Consider the following 16,342-nt stretch of genomic DNA (forward strand, 5'->3'; position numbering starts at 1 on the left):
CCTCCTGCGTGCGCGCCGGACGGCAGTTCGTTGCGGATGCGATCGGGCACCATGGGCAGGCCCGCGCGCTGCCGGCGCAGCGCCTTGGCGATTGCCCGGCGGCATTCGTCACCGTGGCAATCCCATTCATCGCGGATTCTCTGGCAATAACGGCATTGTTCCATCGGGACAGTCTAACGCGTCTTCGGGAACGAGGCTGGACGCTGGCCCCGACGCGTCACGTGTTGGCAGCGGCGCCGGCGAGCGCTTTCGCATGAGACTGGAAGCGGCGATGTTCTTCCGGCGGCACGAGCGAGCCGCCCGTTGCCCAGATGACCTGCGTGGACTGTCGCAGGTCGATCGCGTGGCGATGCACGTAGTCGCGGCCGGCCGGGGACTGCGTCAGCCAGCCGGGACCGCCGACGGCAGCGGCGGCCGACGGTTCGAGTTCCACGCCCGTCGCGTGTTGAACCGCAAGCAACTGGGCGTAGAGCTGCGCGTCGCTGACGGTGAAGACGCCCGACAGCAGCGGCGCCATCAGCGGACTGACGAGGTGCGATGCCTGCGCGACGGCCAGGCCGTCGGCCTCGGTCCGGTTGTCGAGCCCCACGTCGTAGACGGACACGGGCTTCCCGGGGCCGGCGGCCAGTTGAACCAGCATGCACGGCGACGCGACGGGTTCGGCGAAGAAGCAATGCACATGCTCGCCGAACAGCGCGTTGAGGCCATACGCGATGCCGCCCGGCGCGCCGCCGACGCCGCACGGAATATGGACGAAGAGCGGGTGCGTCGCGTCCACGCGGCGGCCCGCCTCGGCGAGCTGCGCGGCGAGATGCCGGGCGCTGGCCGCGTAACCGAGGAACAGCATCAGCGAGCCTTCGTCGTCGACGAAGTGGCTGCGCGGCTGATCGCATGCCTGCGCGCGTCCGGCCGCGACGGCTTGCGCGTAGTCGCCGTCATGTTCGATCACGCGAACGCCGCGTTGTCTCAGGCGCGCCTTCTTCCACGGCTTTGCGTCGGTCGACATGTGAACGACCGACTCGAACCCCAGCGCGGCGGCCATCACGCCGATGCTCAGGCCGAGATTGCCGGTGCTGCCGACGATGACGGTGTGCGCGGCAAACCGTTCGCGTGCGGCGGCCGATGCGAGGATCCGCCGGTCACCCGAGGGTTCGAGCAGCCCGTGTTCGATCGCGATCGACTCCGCGAGCGCGAGCACTTCATGAAAGCCGCCGCGCGCCTTGATCGAGCCGGCGATCGGCAACGCGTCGTCACGCTTGATGAACCAGGTGCCGGATGCGTCTGCGGGGCGCGACACCACGCGCTGCAGGCTGTCGGCCGGCATCAGCGGCGATTCGATTTTCCCCGCGCTCGCCGCGAGTTCGGGAAACAGCTCGGCCATCAGCGGTTCGCAGCGTGCCAGCCGCGCTTCGGCCATCGCAATGGCGTCGAGCCCGGGCGCGTCGTGCGGCATCGGGCTGCCGGCATGGGGATTCAGCCACAGCAGCGGGTGGTTGGATTGCAGTTTGGCTAATAGATCGGCGGGCTGGAGCGTGAGGGGCATGGTTCGGGTTTGCATCGGATAAACGAGATATGTGGCTGGAATGCTACGATCCGGGAAGCCTGCGCAAAAGCGCCGATTTCTAATGAATGCATTAGCCTGACTTATATCCATGCGACTCGACGGTTCGATCCTGGGTGCGTTGCACTGCTTTGAAACGGCCGGCCGGTTGCTGAGCTTCACGAAGACGGCACAGGCGTTCAACCTGACGCAAAGCGCCGTGAGCCAGCAGATCCGGAACCTGGAGGACCGGCTCGGTTATCCACTGTTCGTGCGCCAGGCGCGTGGACTGAAGTTGACCGAGAAGGGCGAGATCCTGCTCGGGACGATGTCGAGCGCGTTCGTCGACATCAATCGCACGCTTCAGGCGCTCGGCGTGTCGGACGCCCCGCTGCAGGTCAGCTGCCTGCCGTCGCTCGCGCTGCAATGGCTGATGCCGCGCCTGTCCGAATTTCACCGGCAACAACCGAATGTGCCGGTTCGCGTGAAGGCCGAGTTTCAGGTACTGGATCGTCAGGCCATGGAAACCGACGACATCGATGTGGCAGTGCGCTACGACCCGGTGCAGTACGATCGGCTGCATGCCGAGGTGATCCTCGACGAAATCCTGTTTCCAGTCGCCACGCCTGCGTACCTGGCGCAGCATCCGGCCTTTGCCAGCGGCGAATCGCTGGAAGGTGTCGTCCTGCTGCACGACGCGGCTCCGTGGGGCGGTGCACCCGAATTCGTGGAGTGGCGCACGTGGCTGGAGGCGGTCCGTCCGGCGTGGACGGCGCATCTTGACGGCCCGCAGTTCAATTTTTCCAGCCTGGCAATCACGGCGGCGCTGAACCATCAGGGTGTCGCGATGGGGCGCGCCGCGCTGGTGCACGACGAGATCGCGAGCGGACGGCTCGTGGATGTCTTCGGCACGCACGTGCGTGCGCCGGCGCGCTACATGCTGTTGTCACGCAATCCCGATGATCCGCGTACCGTGGTGTTTTCGGACTGGCTCAAGGCCGAGTGCGCGCGCTTCGATACGGCGCGATCGCGTTTGCTGTCGAGCGGAAGCAGGCATGAGTCGCTGATGCCGTCGGATAGATGAATCGGACTGCGAAGGAGATGGGTGGCGAATACCGACGCAAACTACAGTTTCCCGTCCGTCTCCCTACGGATTGCTTGCGTGTGGACGGGGCTGGCAGCGCTACTTGAGTTGCCAGATGCCCCAGATGGCGATCAACAGGCCAAGGCCGAATCCGCAGCCGAGCAATACGTAGGTTTCCATTTCATGCCTCTGAAAGCGCGGCAGCGCCGACGTGGGCGTCAGCGCGCGAGCAGCAAAGTCGGTGACGTCTCGTCCACGCCGTCGGGCGGGGCGAAACGCCGGGTCCGCGAATACTACGCTTTGCAGCTTTCAGAACGCATGCGCGATCGATGGCATTGCGCCATCTATTAATTCTTGTTCGCGTGCGCGTTGTCCATCTGGGTAACGTGCGATCCACCGTGGCGGAACACGCCCGATTTCCAGATCATCTGCGATGCCGCGACGAGCACGAACAGCAGCACGACCATCCTGAAGAGGCGGGGCGACATCTTGTCCCGCAGCGGGCGAACGAGCCACATGCCGGCAATGGCCGGCAGGCTGGCTGCCGCCGAGATCGCGAGGTCGGCGCCGCTCGCGTGCGCGGCGCCGCTGAACGTCGTGATCAGCGTCACGATCGACACCACGAGGATGATCGCAATCTGCTTCGTGAAGACGCGTCCGGTTGCCCCGGACGAAATCAGGTAAGTGGCGAGCAGCGGGCCGGGAACCGACGCGATGCTCTCCATCAGCGCCGCACCGAATCCGAGCGCGAAGCCGACAGGCTTTTGCCACGCGTCCGGCAGGTTGAGTTTCGGCGCGGCGAGCATCAGCGCCGCAGCCACGATCAGCAGCGCGCCGGACGCCGCCTGCGCATGACCCGGATTGAGCGACAGCAGGATCGCCACGCCGACGATATTGCCGATCACGGTGCCCGCGATCGGTGCGGCGATCTTGCGTGCCGTCGCCAGCAACTGGCCACCTTCCAGCGCCTGCGGGATGTTGCCCAGGATGATCGGCATCGACAGCAGCAGCACCGCATGCCGGATCGGCAGGAACTGGCTGAGTATCGGCATCGCGATCAGCGGCACGCCGATGCCCGTGATTCCCTTGGCCATGCCGCCCAGCAGCAGCGCAATGGCGATGCCGGTCAGGTCGAACGCGCTGAGCCCCTGCAGGCTGGAGACCAGCACACCTTCAGTCAGATTGAAATGCATCATGGAATGGCATGTCGCGGCATATCCGGCAGCGAGCGCGGTCGATGGCGCTCGTGGCGGTCGCGTGTGTCTTGCACGCATTTGTTCTGGATTGGCGTGAACCGGAAGTCGATCGCGTGGCGCCGCGCCGTTGTGCGGCCGGGGCCGCAGGCAATCGACATGCGGTTCGAGGATGCATCTTACCTGAGCGTTGCGAAGGACATTCGGCGCCGGCCGCGACGCGCCACCGGAAGCGTCGGCGTGATCATTTCGGCGGTTCAATATAATTCATGACGATTTGCCGTCTCATGTACGGTATTCATATCTTTGAACAAGGAGGCGTCGATGACGCTGGCCCAGTTGCAGGCCCTGGCGGCCGTGGTCGAACTCGGTTCGCTCACGGCTGCGGCTGATCGGCTCAGCCGCAGTCAATCCGCGATCAGTCATGCATTGACCGAGCTGGAAGACATCACGGAAGTCAAGCTGCTCTGGCGCGACCGGCAGCCGGTCGTCCTGACGGCAGCGGGCGAACGCTTGTGGCCGTACGTCCAGAGCGTGGTGCGGGAAGCCCAGCTGTTGCGCCAGCAGTTCAGCCTGTCGCGCGGCAAGCTCGAAGGGAAGCTGGTGGTCGCGTCGCTGCCGAGCGTGTCGCTGGCGTTCGTCGTCCCTGCGCTCGAGGCGTTGAAGGAGATGCACCAGGGCGTGTCGGCGGTGCTGCTCGAAGGCACGGACAGCGAAGTCGAAGGGTGGATCGACGACGGCACGGCCGATGTCGGCGTGGTGGCCGGCGCGAAGACGTTCGCGCACGATCTGCCGCTGCTCGACGAGGACTTCGTCGCCGTGGCGGCGGACGGCATGTTCGCCGGCCGCAAGAGCGTGTCGGCGAAGCAGTTGTCCGCGGCGCCGTTCATTTTCTCGAAGGCTGGATGCGGGCCGGTGATCGCGGATTACTTCGCGCGCAGCGGTGTTCCGCTGCGGGCCGCGTTCAACGTGGTCGAGATGCGCACCATTCTGTCGATGGCGGAGGCGGGCATGGGCGTGTCGATCGTGCCGCGCATCACGCTCACGTACACGCCGTTCGGCGGCCGCGTGCTGGAGCTGTCGCCGAGGCTGCATCGCTCGGTGCGGCTGTCGTGGAATACGGCCGGCAACGCGGTCGCGGACGAGTTCGTGCGGCTCGTCGACGCACAACGCGCGAAGGCGGCGAAGGCGATCCACACACGCGCGAAAAAGAGCCGGTAACGAACGGCCGGTGCGATGAACAGCGCTCATGGGCGGCTTGCAGTTTATTCATGCCGATGGCGTTCGAGATGCAATACATTGTTCGAACTCGTCCCTGACCGCTTCGCCCCGAAGGAGAATTCCGTGCCGGCCGTGCCTACCTTGCTCGCTTTCGGACTCGTGTCGCTCGGCATGGTGCTGACACCCGGGCCGAACATGATCTACCTGGTGTCACGCTCGATCTGCCAGGGCCGCCGTGCCGGGCTGGTGTCGCTCGGCGGCGTCGCGTCGGGGTTCGTTTTCTACATGGTGTGCGCGGCGCTCGGCATCACCGCGCTGGTGATGGCCGTGCCGTATGCGTACGACGCGCTGCGTTTCGCCGGTGCGCTTTATCTGGCGTACCTGGCATGGCAGGCGCTGAAGCCGGGCGGTCGCTCGGCGTTCCAGGTCCGGCAGTTGCCGCACGACAGCCGCGCCAGGCTGTTCACGATGGGCTTCGTCACGAACCTCGCGAATCCGAAGATCGCGGTGATGTATCTGTCGCTTCTGCCGCAGTTCATATCGCCCGGGCATGGCAGCGTGCTCGCGCAATCGCTGGCGCTCGGCTGCGTGCAGATCGCGGTGAGTGTCAGCGTGAATGCGCTGATTGCCTGCATGGCCGGCGGCATCGCGGGCTTTCTGGCCGGGCGGCCGGTCTGGGCGTCGGCTCAGCGCTGGTTGATGGGTACGGTGCTGGCCGGGCTGGCCGTGCGTATCGCGCTGGAGTCGCGCAGCTAGTACGAGTGGTTGGCGGTTTGCAGGACCACCGGGTGCTGTCGAGCGGCGTCGCAACGAAAGCGCCCGGCATCGTCAGCCCTGGCAGTTGCCCTGCGCTTCGTTGCCGACGCGAACGGGCGCGGTTTTCTCACGGCGTCGGCCGCGCGTCGCGAGCCAGCACAGGATCGACCCGCCGCAAACCATCAATGCGCCTTGCCAGAATTCGATCGACAGCGGCGCATGCAGCAGCGTCGCGGCGAGCATGGCGGCGAGCACCGGGGTGAAGTACGACGCACCGACGATGACCGTCACGTTGCCGTGCATGATGCCGGTATTCCAGGCCGCATAGCCGAACCCCAGCGCCGATGCCGCCAGCACGATGTAGATGACCGCGTGCAGGCTGAACGTCATGCCGCCCCCGCCTTCGATCGCGAACTTGATCCAGAGCGCCAGCGCCACCAGCATGAAGAACGGCGTGACGCCGTTCTTGCCGTCGGCGAGGCGCGCCGTGACCGTGCAATAGCCGGCCCAGATCAGCGCGCCGAAGAACGCGAGGCCGTAGCTCAGCGGATTGTCCGCGACGTTGTGCAGCATGCCGGCCGGATCGAGGCCCTGGTCGCCGCCGAGCACCCGGCAGATGCCGAGCATCGACAGCAGGACGCCGGGCACGACCAGCAGGTTGGCGCGCTGCTTGTTGAACACGATTGCCGCGACCAGCGTGAAGCTCGGCCACAGATAGTTGACCATCGCGACTTCGATCGCCTGCTGGCCGTTGCTTGCGTAGCCGATCGACAGCGACAGGCACAGCTCGTACGCGACGAACAGCAGCCCGCCCCAGAGCAGATAGTTTTTCGGGAATTTGCTGAGATCGGGGAAGCCGATCGTCAACAGCAGAAGCGCGGATGCCACCGTATAGATCATCGCGGCGCCGCCGGTCGCGCCGAGACTTTCGCTCACTCCACGAACGAGGGCGACGACGGAGGCCCACAACAACACCGCGCCGAGCCCGGCGAGCGTTGCCTTATTCTTGCGCTTCATGCTTCCTGCCTGTTTCAACATTCAAATTCGATTTCGGATGATTCGGTTCCGCCCGCGCGTGCTGCCGCCGCAAACGGAAACTCCGGTTGCGCCCGCCACACGCGGCGGCGGCTGCAACCGGCCATGCAACGCGGCGCGCTTACGCGAGATCCGCGGGTACGTCGATCCAGATGGTCTTGATCTCGGTGTACTGGTCGTGCGCCCAGACCGACTTGTCACGGCCGCCGAATCCGGATTCCTTGTAGCCGCCGAACGGCGTCGTCACGTCGCCTTCGCCGAAGCAGTTGACGGTCACGACACCCGCGCGGATCTCGCGCGACAGCCGGATCGCCTGGTTCAGGCTGCCGGTGTAGACCGACGCGGCGAGCCCGTAGACCGAGTCGTTGGCCAGCGCGATCGCTTCGCCGATGTCCGTGAACGTCGTGACCGACAGGACCGGGCCGAAGATCTCCTCGCGGAACAGCCGGCTGCTTGGGCTCACGCCGTCCACCACGGTCGGCTCGACGAAAATGCCGCCGTCGGTCTGGCCGCCGAACGCGACGTGCAGGTGCTCCGCACCGGCCTGCTCGAGGTACGAACGCACTTTCTCGAAGTGGGCCTTGCTGACCATCGCGCCGATCCGGTGAGCCGGGTCGAGCGGGTTGCCCATCTTCCATTCGCGCATCTGCGTGCCGATACGCCGCAGCAGGTCGTCCTTGATGTCGGCATGGACGATCAGCCGCGACGATGCCGAGCAGTTCTCGCCCATGTTCCAGAACGCGCCGTTGACGATGTGCTGCGCGACCGCGTCGAGATCGGGGGCGTCGGGCAGCACGACCGCCGGATTCTTGCCGCCGCACTCTAGCACGATGCGCTTCAGGTTGGATTCGGCCGCGTACTTGAGGAACTTCCGCCCGGTATCGGTCGACCCGGTGAAGCTCACCATGTCGACGTCCGCGTGACGGCCCAGCGGCTCGCCGACTTCCTTGCCGCCGCCCGGCAGCACGTTGAAGACGCCGGCCGGCACGCCGGCTTCGTGCGCGAGTTCCGCGACGCGCAGTGCCGTGAGCGTGGTTTCCTTCGCCGGCTTCACGACGATCGAGCAGCCGGCCGCGAGCGACGGGCCGATCTTCCACGCGAGCATCAGCAGCGGGAAATTCCACGGCAGCACGAGCCCGACGACGCCGATCGGCTCGCGCACGACCAGCGCCAGCGCGTTGCCGCCGACGGGCGCGGTGTTGTCATAGATCTTGTCGATCAGCTCGGCGTGCCAGCGGATCGTATGAATCGTCTCCGGCACGTCGATGGTCTGGCACTCGCGGATCGGCTTGCCGCTGTCGAGGCTTTCCATCGTCGCGAGTTCGTGCGCGTGCTGCTCGAGCAGATCGGCAAACTTCAGCAGGACGGCCTTGCGGTGCGACGGCGCGAGCTTGCGCCAGCGGCCGTCTTCGAACGCCTGCCGCGAATTGGCGACCGCGCGGTCGACGTCGGCCGCATTGCAGGCGCCAATCTGTGCGAGGACGGCGTCGGTGGCCGGATTGACGGTCGCGAAGGTATCGCCGGAACTGGCCGTGCGGAATGCGCCGTCGATGAACGGCCCGGTCGGGAAGCGAAGCGCCGCGGCCAGCGCCGCATATTCAGGCGCGCTGAGCAGGTCGGTCATCAGGCCTGGCCTCCGGTGACGGCGGCGACTTCACGCTTGATGCCCGCCACGATCGTGGCCAGCGTCTGCTTTTCCTGTTCGTCGAGCGCGCGCAGCGGTGCACGTACGCCGCCTGCGCGCAGGCCCGCGAGTTCGCAGCCGTACTTGATCGACTGGACGAACTTGCCGCCTTCGAGGAAATCCATCAGCGGCATCATCGCGGACATGATCCGGCGGCCCTTGTCGAAGTTCTTCTCGATCGCGCACGCCTGGTACAGCGCGATATGCTCGGCCGGCAGGAAGTTCGAGCCCGCGCAGACCCAGCTGCGCGCGCCCCAGGCGAAGAACTCCAGCGCCTGGTCGTCCCAGCCGCACGACACGCTGATGTTCGGGAACTCGCGCACGAGCATGTGCAACTGGCCCGTCTGGCCTGAGCTTTCCTTGATCGCGACGATGTTCTTCGACGCGTCGCAGACGGTGCGGAAGAATTCGCGGTCCATCGACACGCTCATCCGGCCCGGGTAGTTGTACAGCATGATCGGCAGGTCGGCCGCGCGATCGATCTCCAGCGCGTGCGCCGCGTTCTCCTGCTGCGTGGGCAGTGCGTAAGGCGGCGAGCCGACCAGGATCGCGTCGGCGCGCACGGCCTTGGCCGCCTTCGCGTATTCGACGGAATCCTCGGTGCGCACCGCGCCGGTGCCGATCACGAGCGGCACGCGCGAGCCGATCACTTCACGCGCCCATGCACCGAGATCGAAGCGCTCCTGCGCGGTGTGCGCATAGTATTCGCCGGTCGAGCCGCCGATGATGATGCCGTGCACGCCGGCCGCGATCAGCGATTCGATCACGTCGGCGAATGCGGTCTTGTCGATCTGGCCGGCGGCGTTCAGGGGCGTGATGGCCGGGGTGTAGATGCCTTCGAAATTCATGATGTTCTTCCGCGGAAAGGGAAACGGTCGGGTTGACGAAAGGTGCGTCGCTGCGAGCGCAGCGGTGCACCGGTAATGGGATCAGTGGTTGAGCGACGCGGCCTCTTGCAGGCTGAGCGAGCGCGTTTCGGGCGCGAGCGCGAGCGATGCGATCAGCCCGACGAACGAGACGGCGGCCGCTGCGTACATGGTGTTGCCGATGCCGACGGTCTGCAGCGCGATCGGCACGAGCCAGGTGCCGACAGCCGCGCCGATGCGTGACAGCGATGCGCCCATGCCGACCGCGAATGCGCGGATGTCGGTCGGGAAGATTTCATTCGGGTACACGAGCTGCAGCACCTGCGCGCCGCCGATCAGCACCGCATACGCACCGAACAGCACGAGGATCAGCACCGCCGAGCCGCCGGAGCAGGCGCCGAGGCCCAGCAGCGCGAGGCCCGACCAGAGGAAGCTGTGGATCACCATCGCGCGGCGGCCGAGTTCGTTGATGATCCACGTCGCGATGATGCAGCCGACCACGAACAGCAACGTGATCGCCACCGAGCCGAACGATTCCCACTTGCCAGTCAGGTGCAGCGCTTCGAGCACGCGCGGCGCGAACGAGTAGACGGCGAACACGGGAATCACGGAGCAGCTCCAGAACACCGACACGAACAGCATCCGCTTGCCGTAGCCCGAGTGCAGCAGTGCCCACAGCGAGATCTTCTTTTCGGTTTGCTCCTCCGGCAGGTTCTTCACCGAGAACGACGGGCCGTAGACTTTCCGGATCACGTCGTCGGCTTCCGCGACACGGCCCTTGCTGAGCAGCCAGCGCGGCGATTCGGGTGTGCCGATGCGCACGAAGAACAGCGCGAGACCGATCACGGCCGGGCTGGCCAGCACCCAGCGCCACGCGTCGGGGCCGCCGCTGCCGAGGATGATGTTGCCGACGATGTACGCGAGCGCCGCGCCGAAGAACCAGATGATCGTCAGCATCGCGAGGCGCGGCCCGCGATACTTGCGCGGCATGAACTCGACGAGCAGCGAGCCGGCGACCGGGTATTCGATGCCCACGCCGATGCCGATCAGGAAGCGCAGCACGAACAGCGCTTCGCCCGAGTGGACCCACAGCTGCGCGAGCGAGCAGACGAAGAAGATCACGGGGCCGAAGAAGTAGGGCTTCTTCCGCCCGAGACGGTCGCTGAGCCAGCCGCCGATGAAGCCGCCGAAGAAGATGCCGATCAGTGCGGACGCGGCGACCATGCCTTGCCAGAAGCCGGTCAGGCCGAGCGCGTCGGAAAACTGCACCATCGCGACGCCGATGATGCTCAGCACGTAGCCGTCCATGAGCCAGCCGCCGCCCGAGCGGATCGTGAGCAACTGGTGGAATCCATTGAGCGGAACATCCTCGATGGACATGTGATTCGTTGACATTGCCTGTCTCCTTCCATGAAATGGCGCACGGCATGCCGTCGCGCGATCTATTGATATGGTCTACTAAGCGTGATGCATGAATCGGTATCGGTTGTCCGGTGCTTCCTGACGGGGTGACGCGCGTGGCGGCCCGATCAGCTTTCGAGTCCTGCCTTGCGTTGCCCCCACCAGAGGGTCGAGTTGACGCCGAGCGACAGGAACGGCTCGGGCGGGGTACGGTTCGGCCCTGATGTTGCCAGCAGGAAATCGACCAGGTCGCTGCGCTTGCCGGCCAGCCAGTCGGCGAGCAGCGTGCCCGTCACGGTGCCGCGCGTGATGCCGAGGCCGTTGCAGCACAGCGCGCCGTAGACGTTCGGCGCGAGCTGCCCGAAGAATCCCTTGTGGTTCTGCGACAGCGCCAGCGAGCCGCTCCACGTGTACTCGAACTCGACGTCCGGCAGCATCGGGAAGCGGCGCTCGAACGACAGCCGGTGCCGGTCGGCGAAGCGCGGCAGGTACTTCTCGCGCGGGCGGCCGTCGGGGTTGAAGCTGAAGCTGTTGCGCACCAGGATGCGGTTGTCGTGCGTGCGGCGCAGCGTGCTGCCGAACGGGTCGGCCGGGATCACGCCCCAGAACGGCTTGCCGCCCAGTTGCGCCTGTTCGGCGCCGGTCAGCGGCCGCGTCAGGCTCGCATACAGGAAGACCGGCAGCATCGTGTGCTGCAGGAAGCCGAAGCGCATGCCGAACGCGTTGTTCGCGAGCACCAGCTTGTCGACCGTGATCCGGCCGTTGCGGTGGGCGAGCACGATTCTGTCGCCGTACTCGACGTCGGTGATCGGCGTGTGCTCGTACAGCGTCACGTTCGGCGGCAGGCAGTCGGCCAGCCCTTTCACGAGCGCCGACGGCTGGATCAGCACGGTGCCGGGCGTGAACAACGCCTTCCGGTAGAACGACGTGCCGATATGCGCGGGCAGATCCTTGCCGTCGATCATCTCGTACGGCTGGCCGAGCTTGTCGAGACCGCGGCGGTAGGCGTCGAGCACGGCGATGCCGCGCGCTTCCACGGCCGCCTGGTATTTCCCGGACGCGCTCATCGCGCAATCGATGCCGTGCTCGCCGACGAGCCGGCGCAGGATCGTCTGGCCGAGCACGTTCAGCTTCAGCGTCGTCCTGGCGGTGGGGATGTCGCCGATGTAGTCGTCTGCGCCGATGTCGTGCGGCAGGTCGATCGCGAAACCGGCGTTGCGCCCGGAGGTGCCGAAGCCGACTTCCTGCGCGTCGACCAGGACGATCTCGTCATCCGGAAAATTCAGCGCGAGCTGCCGGGCGGCGGCCAGGCCGGTGAAGCCCGCGCCCACGACGGCCCAGCGCGCGCTGGATTCCCCGCCGTGCGACGGCCTGGGCTGACGCTGCCGGCTGGTGTGGTACCAGCCGCACATCTTGTCGTCGGCCGGAAGCGATGTGACCTTATGCATTCCTAAATCCAATATCGGTAAAGAGTCCTGATCGATCGCGCGGGAAGGCGGCGCACGTGAAAGCGTGCGCCGTCTGGTGCGGCCGTTAAAACTGGATGGGTACGTCCAGGCCTTCCGGGATCACGTACTCGGCCATGCGGCGGCGCGACAGCTCCATGTGGCTGCGGACCAGCTCGCCGGCGCGCTGCGCGTCGCGCTGCGCAATCGCTTCGATGATCTCGTCGTGCTGCTTAACTGCTGCTTCCAGGTCCTGCTGCATGTCGGTCGTCGCCGGCGACCGGTAAAAAATCTTGCCGAGGCGGGCGTGATCGATCAGCACGCGGCGCAGGCTCGGCATCAGGTAGGCGTTGCGCGCAATCCGGCCGATCTCGAAGTGGAACGCGTCGTTCTGCAGCACGCGCGCCTGCAGGTCGTTCTGCTCGATCGCGGTGCGAAACTGCGCCTGGATCGCCTTCAACCGTTCCACTTCTTCCGCCGTCGCGTGGCTTGCCGCCAGCTGGGTCGTCGCGACGTAGATCAGCGGGGCGGCCAGGAAAAAGCTGCGCAGCGACTGATAACCCATCGGCGATACGCGGGCCGGCCGGTTCGGCTCGAGCTCGAGATAGCCTTCCGCCGCCATCTGGCGCATCAGTTCGCGCACCGGCGGGCGCGAGAGCCCGAATTCCTCGCTGAGCGCGAGCTCGTCGACCACGGCGCCGGGCGCGAGCTCCATGCTCACGATGCGTCGCCGCAGTGTCTCCGCCATTACGTTCTTGCGATCCGCCGAGCCGCCGGATTCGGCATCCGGTGAGGCGGTCTGAAGCTTCTGTCTGGACATGATTTCATTGTCTACAAACTGTAGACACAGTTTAGGTTGAGAATAGACCAAGCAAAAATAAGGGTTTACACCTTACCTCGCCAGACGGGCGAGGTCGATGCGGGCGCGGGGCGGCGCGCCTGGACATGCGTAGCTTAAAGGGGCGAAGCCGGGCGGGCCGAATGGCGGGCGTTGGAAGGGTGTCGGCGCCGCGCGTGCGGCCGGTTCAGGCGAGCTGGCGAACGGGGCAGTTGGTCATGCGTCGTCGATATGCCACGCCGCGCCGATTGCGGACAGCGCGCGGCCGATCGAGTCGAGCATCGCGTCTCGCGTCGGCCCGAGCGTCGTGACAACGAAGAAACCGCCTTCGTCGGTCGACAGGCTGACCAGTGGCCAGCCGCCTGCGTCGCCACGGACTTCAAGCTGCCGTCGGTCGCGATCGATGTCGATGCCGTCGTGTGCTTGCCGCAACGCATTCGCGATCGCATCGAATGCGTCGGCCGACGGGGGCGTGTGGATGTGGTATTCGAAACTCATCTTCATGGGCCGGTGTGCGAGGCGGGCAGTCTAACGCGTGCCACGCCGCCACACGCCCTGACGGCGCCGCGTTGGGCGCCCGTCGCAACGGGCGCCCGCCCGATCACCGTTCGTTGCGCTTTTTGCTCAGCTCGATCGTCTCGAACAGCTCGTAGTCGGCGGTCGGGTGCTGGTCGGCGCCCGGCGCGTGGTAGTAGCGCATCGTGATCGTCGTGTGTCCGCCCGGCTTGCCCGGGTCGTGATCGAACACGGCGATCCCGTAGCCGGTGCCCGTATCGCGGCGCGCGGACCAGATCGCATCCTCGAGCGCGTCGGCCGGCTCGCGCACGAACGTGTTCGGCGCCGTGCCCGGCACCGGCCGGTTCGGCTTCGTGAACACCTTCGCCCGCGCAAAGCCGGTCGCCGGGTTCTCGCCGTACACGTCGAGCGGCGCGCTGGTGCCGCCGCCGCCGAGGATCAGGTGGATCGTGCCGTGGCTCGTGTCGAACTTCGTGCGGTCCGGGTCGTTCGAGCCGACCGGGCGCGGCTGCAGCGTCTCGACGACTTCGCCGGTCGTCGCATCGACGCCCGCACGGTGATTGCAGCCGCGCACCGGGTAGCTGCGCTCGTAGTCGTGATCGTGGCCGCACAGCACGAGGTCGACGCCGTAGCGGTCGAACAGCGGCAGCCATGCTTCGCGAATGCCCTTGTCCGAACCGTTGCCCGTCTTCGACGAACTGAGCGCGTCCTGGTGCATCTGCACGACGATCCAGTCGATGTCGTCGTCATGCGCGGCATGACGCAGCGTGTGTTCGAGCCAGCGCGTCTGCTCGCCGTTGCTGTAGCCGCGCACGTAGAACGACGTGCCGGGCTCGATCGGCGGGCGGCCCGTGCTCGCGGCCGGCACGAGCGGCGCGGGGCCGCCGACGAATGCGGCGGCGTCCTGGTACACCACGTCGTCCGCGTCGAGCGACACGAACAGCACCGAGCTCACGCGGAAGCTGTACCAGCGACCCTGGAAGCGCGTGCCGTTCTCCGGCAGCGTATAGCGGGCGAGATACGAGTCGAGCCCCTGCGGGCCGTTGTTGAACTCGATCTCGTGATTGCCGGGGCACGGCATCCACGGCCGATTCGCGGCCGACGTCTGGTTGTTGTTGCCGAAGTCGCGCCACACCTCGGGCTGGTGCGGGGGGTTCAGGTTCGCATAGCAGAGGTCGCCGTTCAGCAGGTGGAACAGCGGCTGGAACTGCTCGACGGCCTGCACCGCGAAGCGGCTCTGCGGCGACGACAGCACCCACGCGCCGTTCGGCGTCGCGAGATCGCCGTAGCTCGTGAAGCGGAACGGCGCGCGGCCGCGCGGCGCGGTCGAGAAATTCGCGGAGAACGGCTGCGCGGCGTTGCTGTCGTTGTCGGCCGTGATCTCGTAGCGGTAGTGCGTATTGGGCTTCAGCCCGTGCACGCGTGCGTGGTACGCGAACACCGTCTCGCCGTTCAGGCCGTCGGTGTACAGGCGCTGGACGCCGTGCACGGTGCGCGCCGGCTCGCCGTCGGCGACGATGCGCGCGCGCGGATTGACGGCCGACGCGAGCGATGCCCACGAGATCACGACTTCCGACGTCGGGTCGTTGCCCCACGTCAGGTGGACCTGTTCGGGCGTGCCGTCCGGGTTCGACGCGGCGGCCCTGGCTGCCGCGAGGCCACCGGCGGCGGTGGCGAGGCCGGATACGCCGGCGAGTTTCAGGAAGCCGCGACGCGAGACGGACGCGGCCGGCTCGTTCGGCTGGATCGGGGAGTTGTCCTGGTTCGACATGGTCGGTGTTTTCGTTGGTGGAGACGCGAGATGTGGAACCGCCCGGCCGCGCGCGAGCGTGGCCGGTGCGTGAGCCGGAAACGAGCGGGATCCCGGTGGCAAACATTGTCGGAGGGCAGTTTTGCCGGGTTGTGACAGCAGGGCAACCCCGCGCAAGTGATGGCCCATGCCCGAACTCGTGGATCGTGGCATCCGGGTCGCGCCACACGCGTGCGGCTCCGTCGAAATTTATTTGCCGGCATCGCGACGGATTTCGTTCGCCCGCGCCGTTTAACGCATGAACGGCCGCTTCCGGTCGATACCTGCTACCTCGGAGTCTTTCATGAAGCTTTCCACCCCATTGCGGTTTGCCACGGCATGCGTGGCCGCGCTTGCTGCGTCGGCCGCCTTCGCGCAGGCCGTCATCGTCGCGCCTTACGCGCCGCCGGCGCCTCGCGTCGAAGTGATGCCGGCGCCGCGCGCGGGCTACGTGTGGGACCAGGGCCACTGGCACTGGCGGCAGGGCCGCTACGTGTGGATCCCGGGCCACTGGCAAGTGGTTCGCGTCGGCTATCACTGGGTGCCGGGCCACTGGGTCGCGCGCGGCCCGGCGTGGCGCTGGGTTCCGGGCCACTGGGCCTGATGCGCATGCCGCCGCACGGCACGCGGTGCCGGCGCGGCGGCGTTTTCCCGCAACGTCATGAGGCGCAGCCATGCCTTTTCGAACCGTGGTGATACTCGCGGCCGCCGCCATCGTGCTGGCCGGCTGTGTCGTGGTGCCGGCGCGTCCGGCCTATTACCGGCCCGCGCCGGTCGTCGTATATTGAGCACGCCGGCCGCCGCTTACGCGACCGGGCGGCCGGCACCCGATCGACCCGATCGCCATGCAGCCTGAAACGGATGCCGATGAAACGGACCTTGCCGAGGCCGTGTGCGATGCGCGCGGCGATCCCGAACCGCCAGTGTGGCGGGGGCGGGTAATGGCGCGGCGCATGCAAGGAGAGCAAGACGAT

Annotated in this window: 15 protein-coding genes; 5 read left to right on the plus strand and 10 right to left on the minus strand. The window is 66.6% G+C overall.

Annotated elements, in window-relative coordinates:
- Positions 1-217: 217 nt before the first annotated feature.
- A complete protein-coding gene (locus G3N99_RS19110; RefSeq protein WP_206123198.1) occupies positions 218-1,543 on the minus strand; it encodes a D-serine ammonia-lyase in 1,326 nt (441 codons plus the stop codon).
- A gap of 109 nt (positions 1,544-1,652) precedes the next feature.
- Between G3N99_RS19110 and G3N99_RS19115 the strand changes: the two genes are divergently transcribed.
- Positions 1,653-2,624, plus strand: a complete 972-nt coding sequence (locus G3N99_RS19115; protein ID WP_206123186.1) for a LysR substrate-binding domain-containing protein — start codon at positions 1,653-1,655, stop codon at positions 2,622-2,624.
- 21 nt (positions 2,625-2,645) lie between these two features.
- Positions 2,646-2,975, plus strand: coding sequence for a hypothetical protein (locus G3N99_RS19120; RefSeq protein ID WP_206123187.1), 330 nt, complete (start codon positions 2,646-2,648; stop codon positions 2,973-2,975).
- Here G3N99_RS19120 and G3N99_RS19125 read toward each other — a convergent pair.
- Entirely contained in the window at positions 2,972-3,820 is an 849-nt protein-coding gene (locus G3N99_RS19125; RefSeq protein ID WP_206123188.1) for a sulfite exporter TauE/SafE family protein, read from the minus strand. The two genes, G3N99_RS19120 and G3N99_RS19125, sit on opposite strands and share 4 nt — an antisense overlap.
- 321 nt (positions 3,821-4,141) lie before the next feature.
- Between G3N99_RS19125 and G3N99_RS19130 the strand changes: the two genes are divergently transcribed.
- Positions 4,142-5,038, plus strand: a complete 897-nt coding sequence (locus G3N99_RS19130; RefSeq protein ID WP_206123189.1) for a LysR family transcriptional regulator — start codon at positions 4,142-4,144, stop codon at positions 5,036-5,038.
- Between the two features lie 123 nt (positions 5,039-5,161).
- On the plus strand, positions 5,162-5,794 hold the full coding sequence (locus G3N99_RS19135; protein ID WP_041493556.1) for a LysE family translocator: 633 nt from the start codon (positions 5,162-5,164) through the stop codon (positions 5,792-5,794).
- 72 nt (positions 5,795-5,866) lie between these two features.
- Here the strand turns inward: G3N99_RS19135 and yddG are convergent, their stop codons facing one another.
- The 8 genes from yddG to G3N99_RS19175 form a co-directional block, all read right to left on the minus strand.
- Positions 5,867-6,811 (minus strand): aromatic amino acid DMT transporter YddG, encoded by a 945-nt coding sequence (gene yddG, locus G3N99_RS19140; protein ID WP_206123190.1) that lies wholly within the window; start codon positions 6,809-6,811, stop codon positions 5,867-5,869.
- Between the two features lie 139 nt (positions 6,812-6,950).
- The gene (locus G3N99_RS19145) at positions 6,951-8,453 is read right to left on the minus strand and encodes an aldehyde dehydrogenase (RefSeq protein WP_206123191.1); all 1,503 of its coding nucleotides are present in this window, start codon (positions 8,451-8,453) and stop codon (positions 6,951-6,953) included.
- Positions 8,453-9,361: a dihydrodipicolinate synthase family protein gene (locus G3N99_RS19150; protein ID WP_206123192.1), complete on the minus strand. Its 909-nt coding sequence runs from the start codon at positions 9,359-9,361 to the stop codon at positions 8,453-8,455. Before G3N99_RS19150 ends, G3N99_RS19145 begins: the two co-directional genes overlap by 1 nt.
- An 81-nt stretch (positions 9,362-9,442) precedes the next feature.
- A complete protein-coding gene (locus tag G3N99_RS19155) occupies positions 9,443-10,774 on the minus strand; it encodes an MFS transporter (RefSeq protein WP_174989043.1) in 1,332 nt (443 codons plus the stop codon).
- Positions 10,775-10,908: 134 nt separating this feature from the next.
- Complete coding sequence (locus tag G3N99_RS19160; RefSeq protein ID WP_206123193.1) at positions 10,909-12,228, minus strand: FAD-binding oxidoreductase; 1,320 nt, start codon at positions 12,226-12,228, stop codon at positions 10,909-10,911.
- 85 nt (positions 12,229-12,313) lie between these two features.
- On the minus strand, positions 12,314-13,045 hold the full coding sequence (locus tag G3N99_RS19165; RefSeq protein WP_206123194.1) for a GntR family transcriptional regulator: 732 nt from the start codon (positions 13,043-13,045) through the stop codon (positions 12,314-12,316).
- A gap of 234 nt (positions 13,046-13,279) precedes the next feature.
- Positions 13,280-13,567, minus strand: coding sequence for a hypothetical protein (locus tag G3N99_RS19170; protein WP_206123195.1), 288 nt, complete (start codon positions 13,565-13,567; stop codon positions 13,280-13,282).
- A gap of 97 nt (positions 13,568-13,664) precedes the next feature.
- On the minus strand, positions 13,665-15,350 hold the full coding sequence (locus G3N99_RS19175; RefSeq protein WP_206123196.1) for a metallophosphoesterase family protein: 1,686 nt from the start codon (positions 15,348-15,350) through the stop codon (positions 13,665-13,667).
- A 322-nt stretch (positions 15,351-15,672) separates the two neighbouring features.
- Here G3N99_RS19175 and G3N99_RS19180 point away from each other — a divergent pair, with 322 nt between their 5' ends.
- On the plus strand, positions 15,673-15,972 hold the full coding sequence (locus G3N99_RS19180) for a YXWGXW repeat-containing protein (protein WP_206123197.1): 300 nt from the start codon (positions 15,673-15,675) through the stop codon (positions 15,970-15,972).
- Positions 15,973-16,342 lie beyond the last annotated feature (370 nt).

The organism is Burkholderia sp. Ac-20392, from assembly GCF_017104585.1.
GTDB lineage: Bacteria > Pseudomonadota > Gammaproteobacteria > Burkholderiales > Burkholderiaceae > Burkholderia > Burkholderia lata.

Bases quoted from the DNA above. Each gene is read 5' to 3' on its own strand.
- G3N99_RS19110 (WP_206123198.1), bottom strand. From the start codon at position 1,543: ATGCCCCTCACGCTCCAGCCCGCCGATCTATTAGCCAAACTGCAATCC.
- G3N99_RS19115 (WP_206123186.1), top strand. From the start codon at position 1,653: ATGCGACTCGACGGTTCGATCCTGGGTGCGTTGCACTGCTTTGAAACG.
- G3N99_RS19125 (WP_206123188.1), bottom strand. From the start codon at position 3,820: ATGATGCATTTCAATCTGACTGAAGGTGTGCTGGTCTCCAGCCTGCAG.
- G3N99_RS19130 (WP_206123189.1), top strand. From the start codon at position 4,142: ATGACGCTGGCCCAGTTGCAGGCCCTGGCGGCCGTGGTCGAACTCGGT.
- yddG (WP_206123190.1), bottom strand. From the start codon at position 6,811: ATGAAGCGCAAGAATAAGGCAACGCTCGCCGGGCTCGGCGCGGTGTTG.
- G3N99_RS19145 (WP_206123191.1), bottom strand. From the start codon at position 8,453: ATGACCGACCTGCTCAGCGCGCCTGAATATGCGGCGCTGGCCGCGGCG.
- G3N99_RS19150 (WP_206123192.1), bottom strand. From the start codon at position 9,361: ATGAATTTCGAAGGCATCTACACCCCGGCCATCACGCCCCTGAACGCC.
- G3N99_RS19155 (WP_174989043.1), bottom strand. From the start codon at position 10,774: ATGTCAACGAATCACATGTCCATCGAGGATGTTCCGCTCAATGGATTC.
- G3N99_RS19160 (WP_206123193.1), bottom strand. From the start codon at position 12,228: ATGCATAAGGTCACATCGCTTCCGGCCGACGACAAGATGTGCGGCTGG.
- G3N99_RS19165 (WP_206123194.1), bottom strand. From the start codon at position 13,045: ATGTCCAGACAGAAGCTTCAGACCGCCTCACCGGATGCCGAATCCGGC.
- G3N99_RS19170 (WP_206123195.1), bottom strand. From the start codon at position 13,567: ATGAAGATGAGTTTCGAATACCACATCCACACGCCCCCGTCGGCCGAC.
- G3N99_RS19175 (WP_206123196.1), bottom strand. From the start codon at position 15,350: ATGTCGAACCAGGACAACTCCCCGATCCAGCCGAACGAGCCGGCCGCG.
- G3N99_RS19180 (WP_206123197.1), top strand. From the start codon at position 15,673: ATGAAGCTTTCCACCCCATTGCGGTTTGCCACGGCATGCGTGGCCGCG.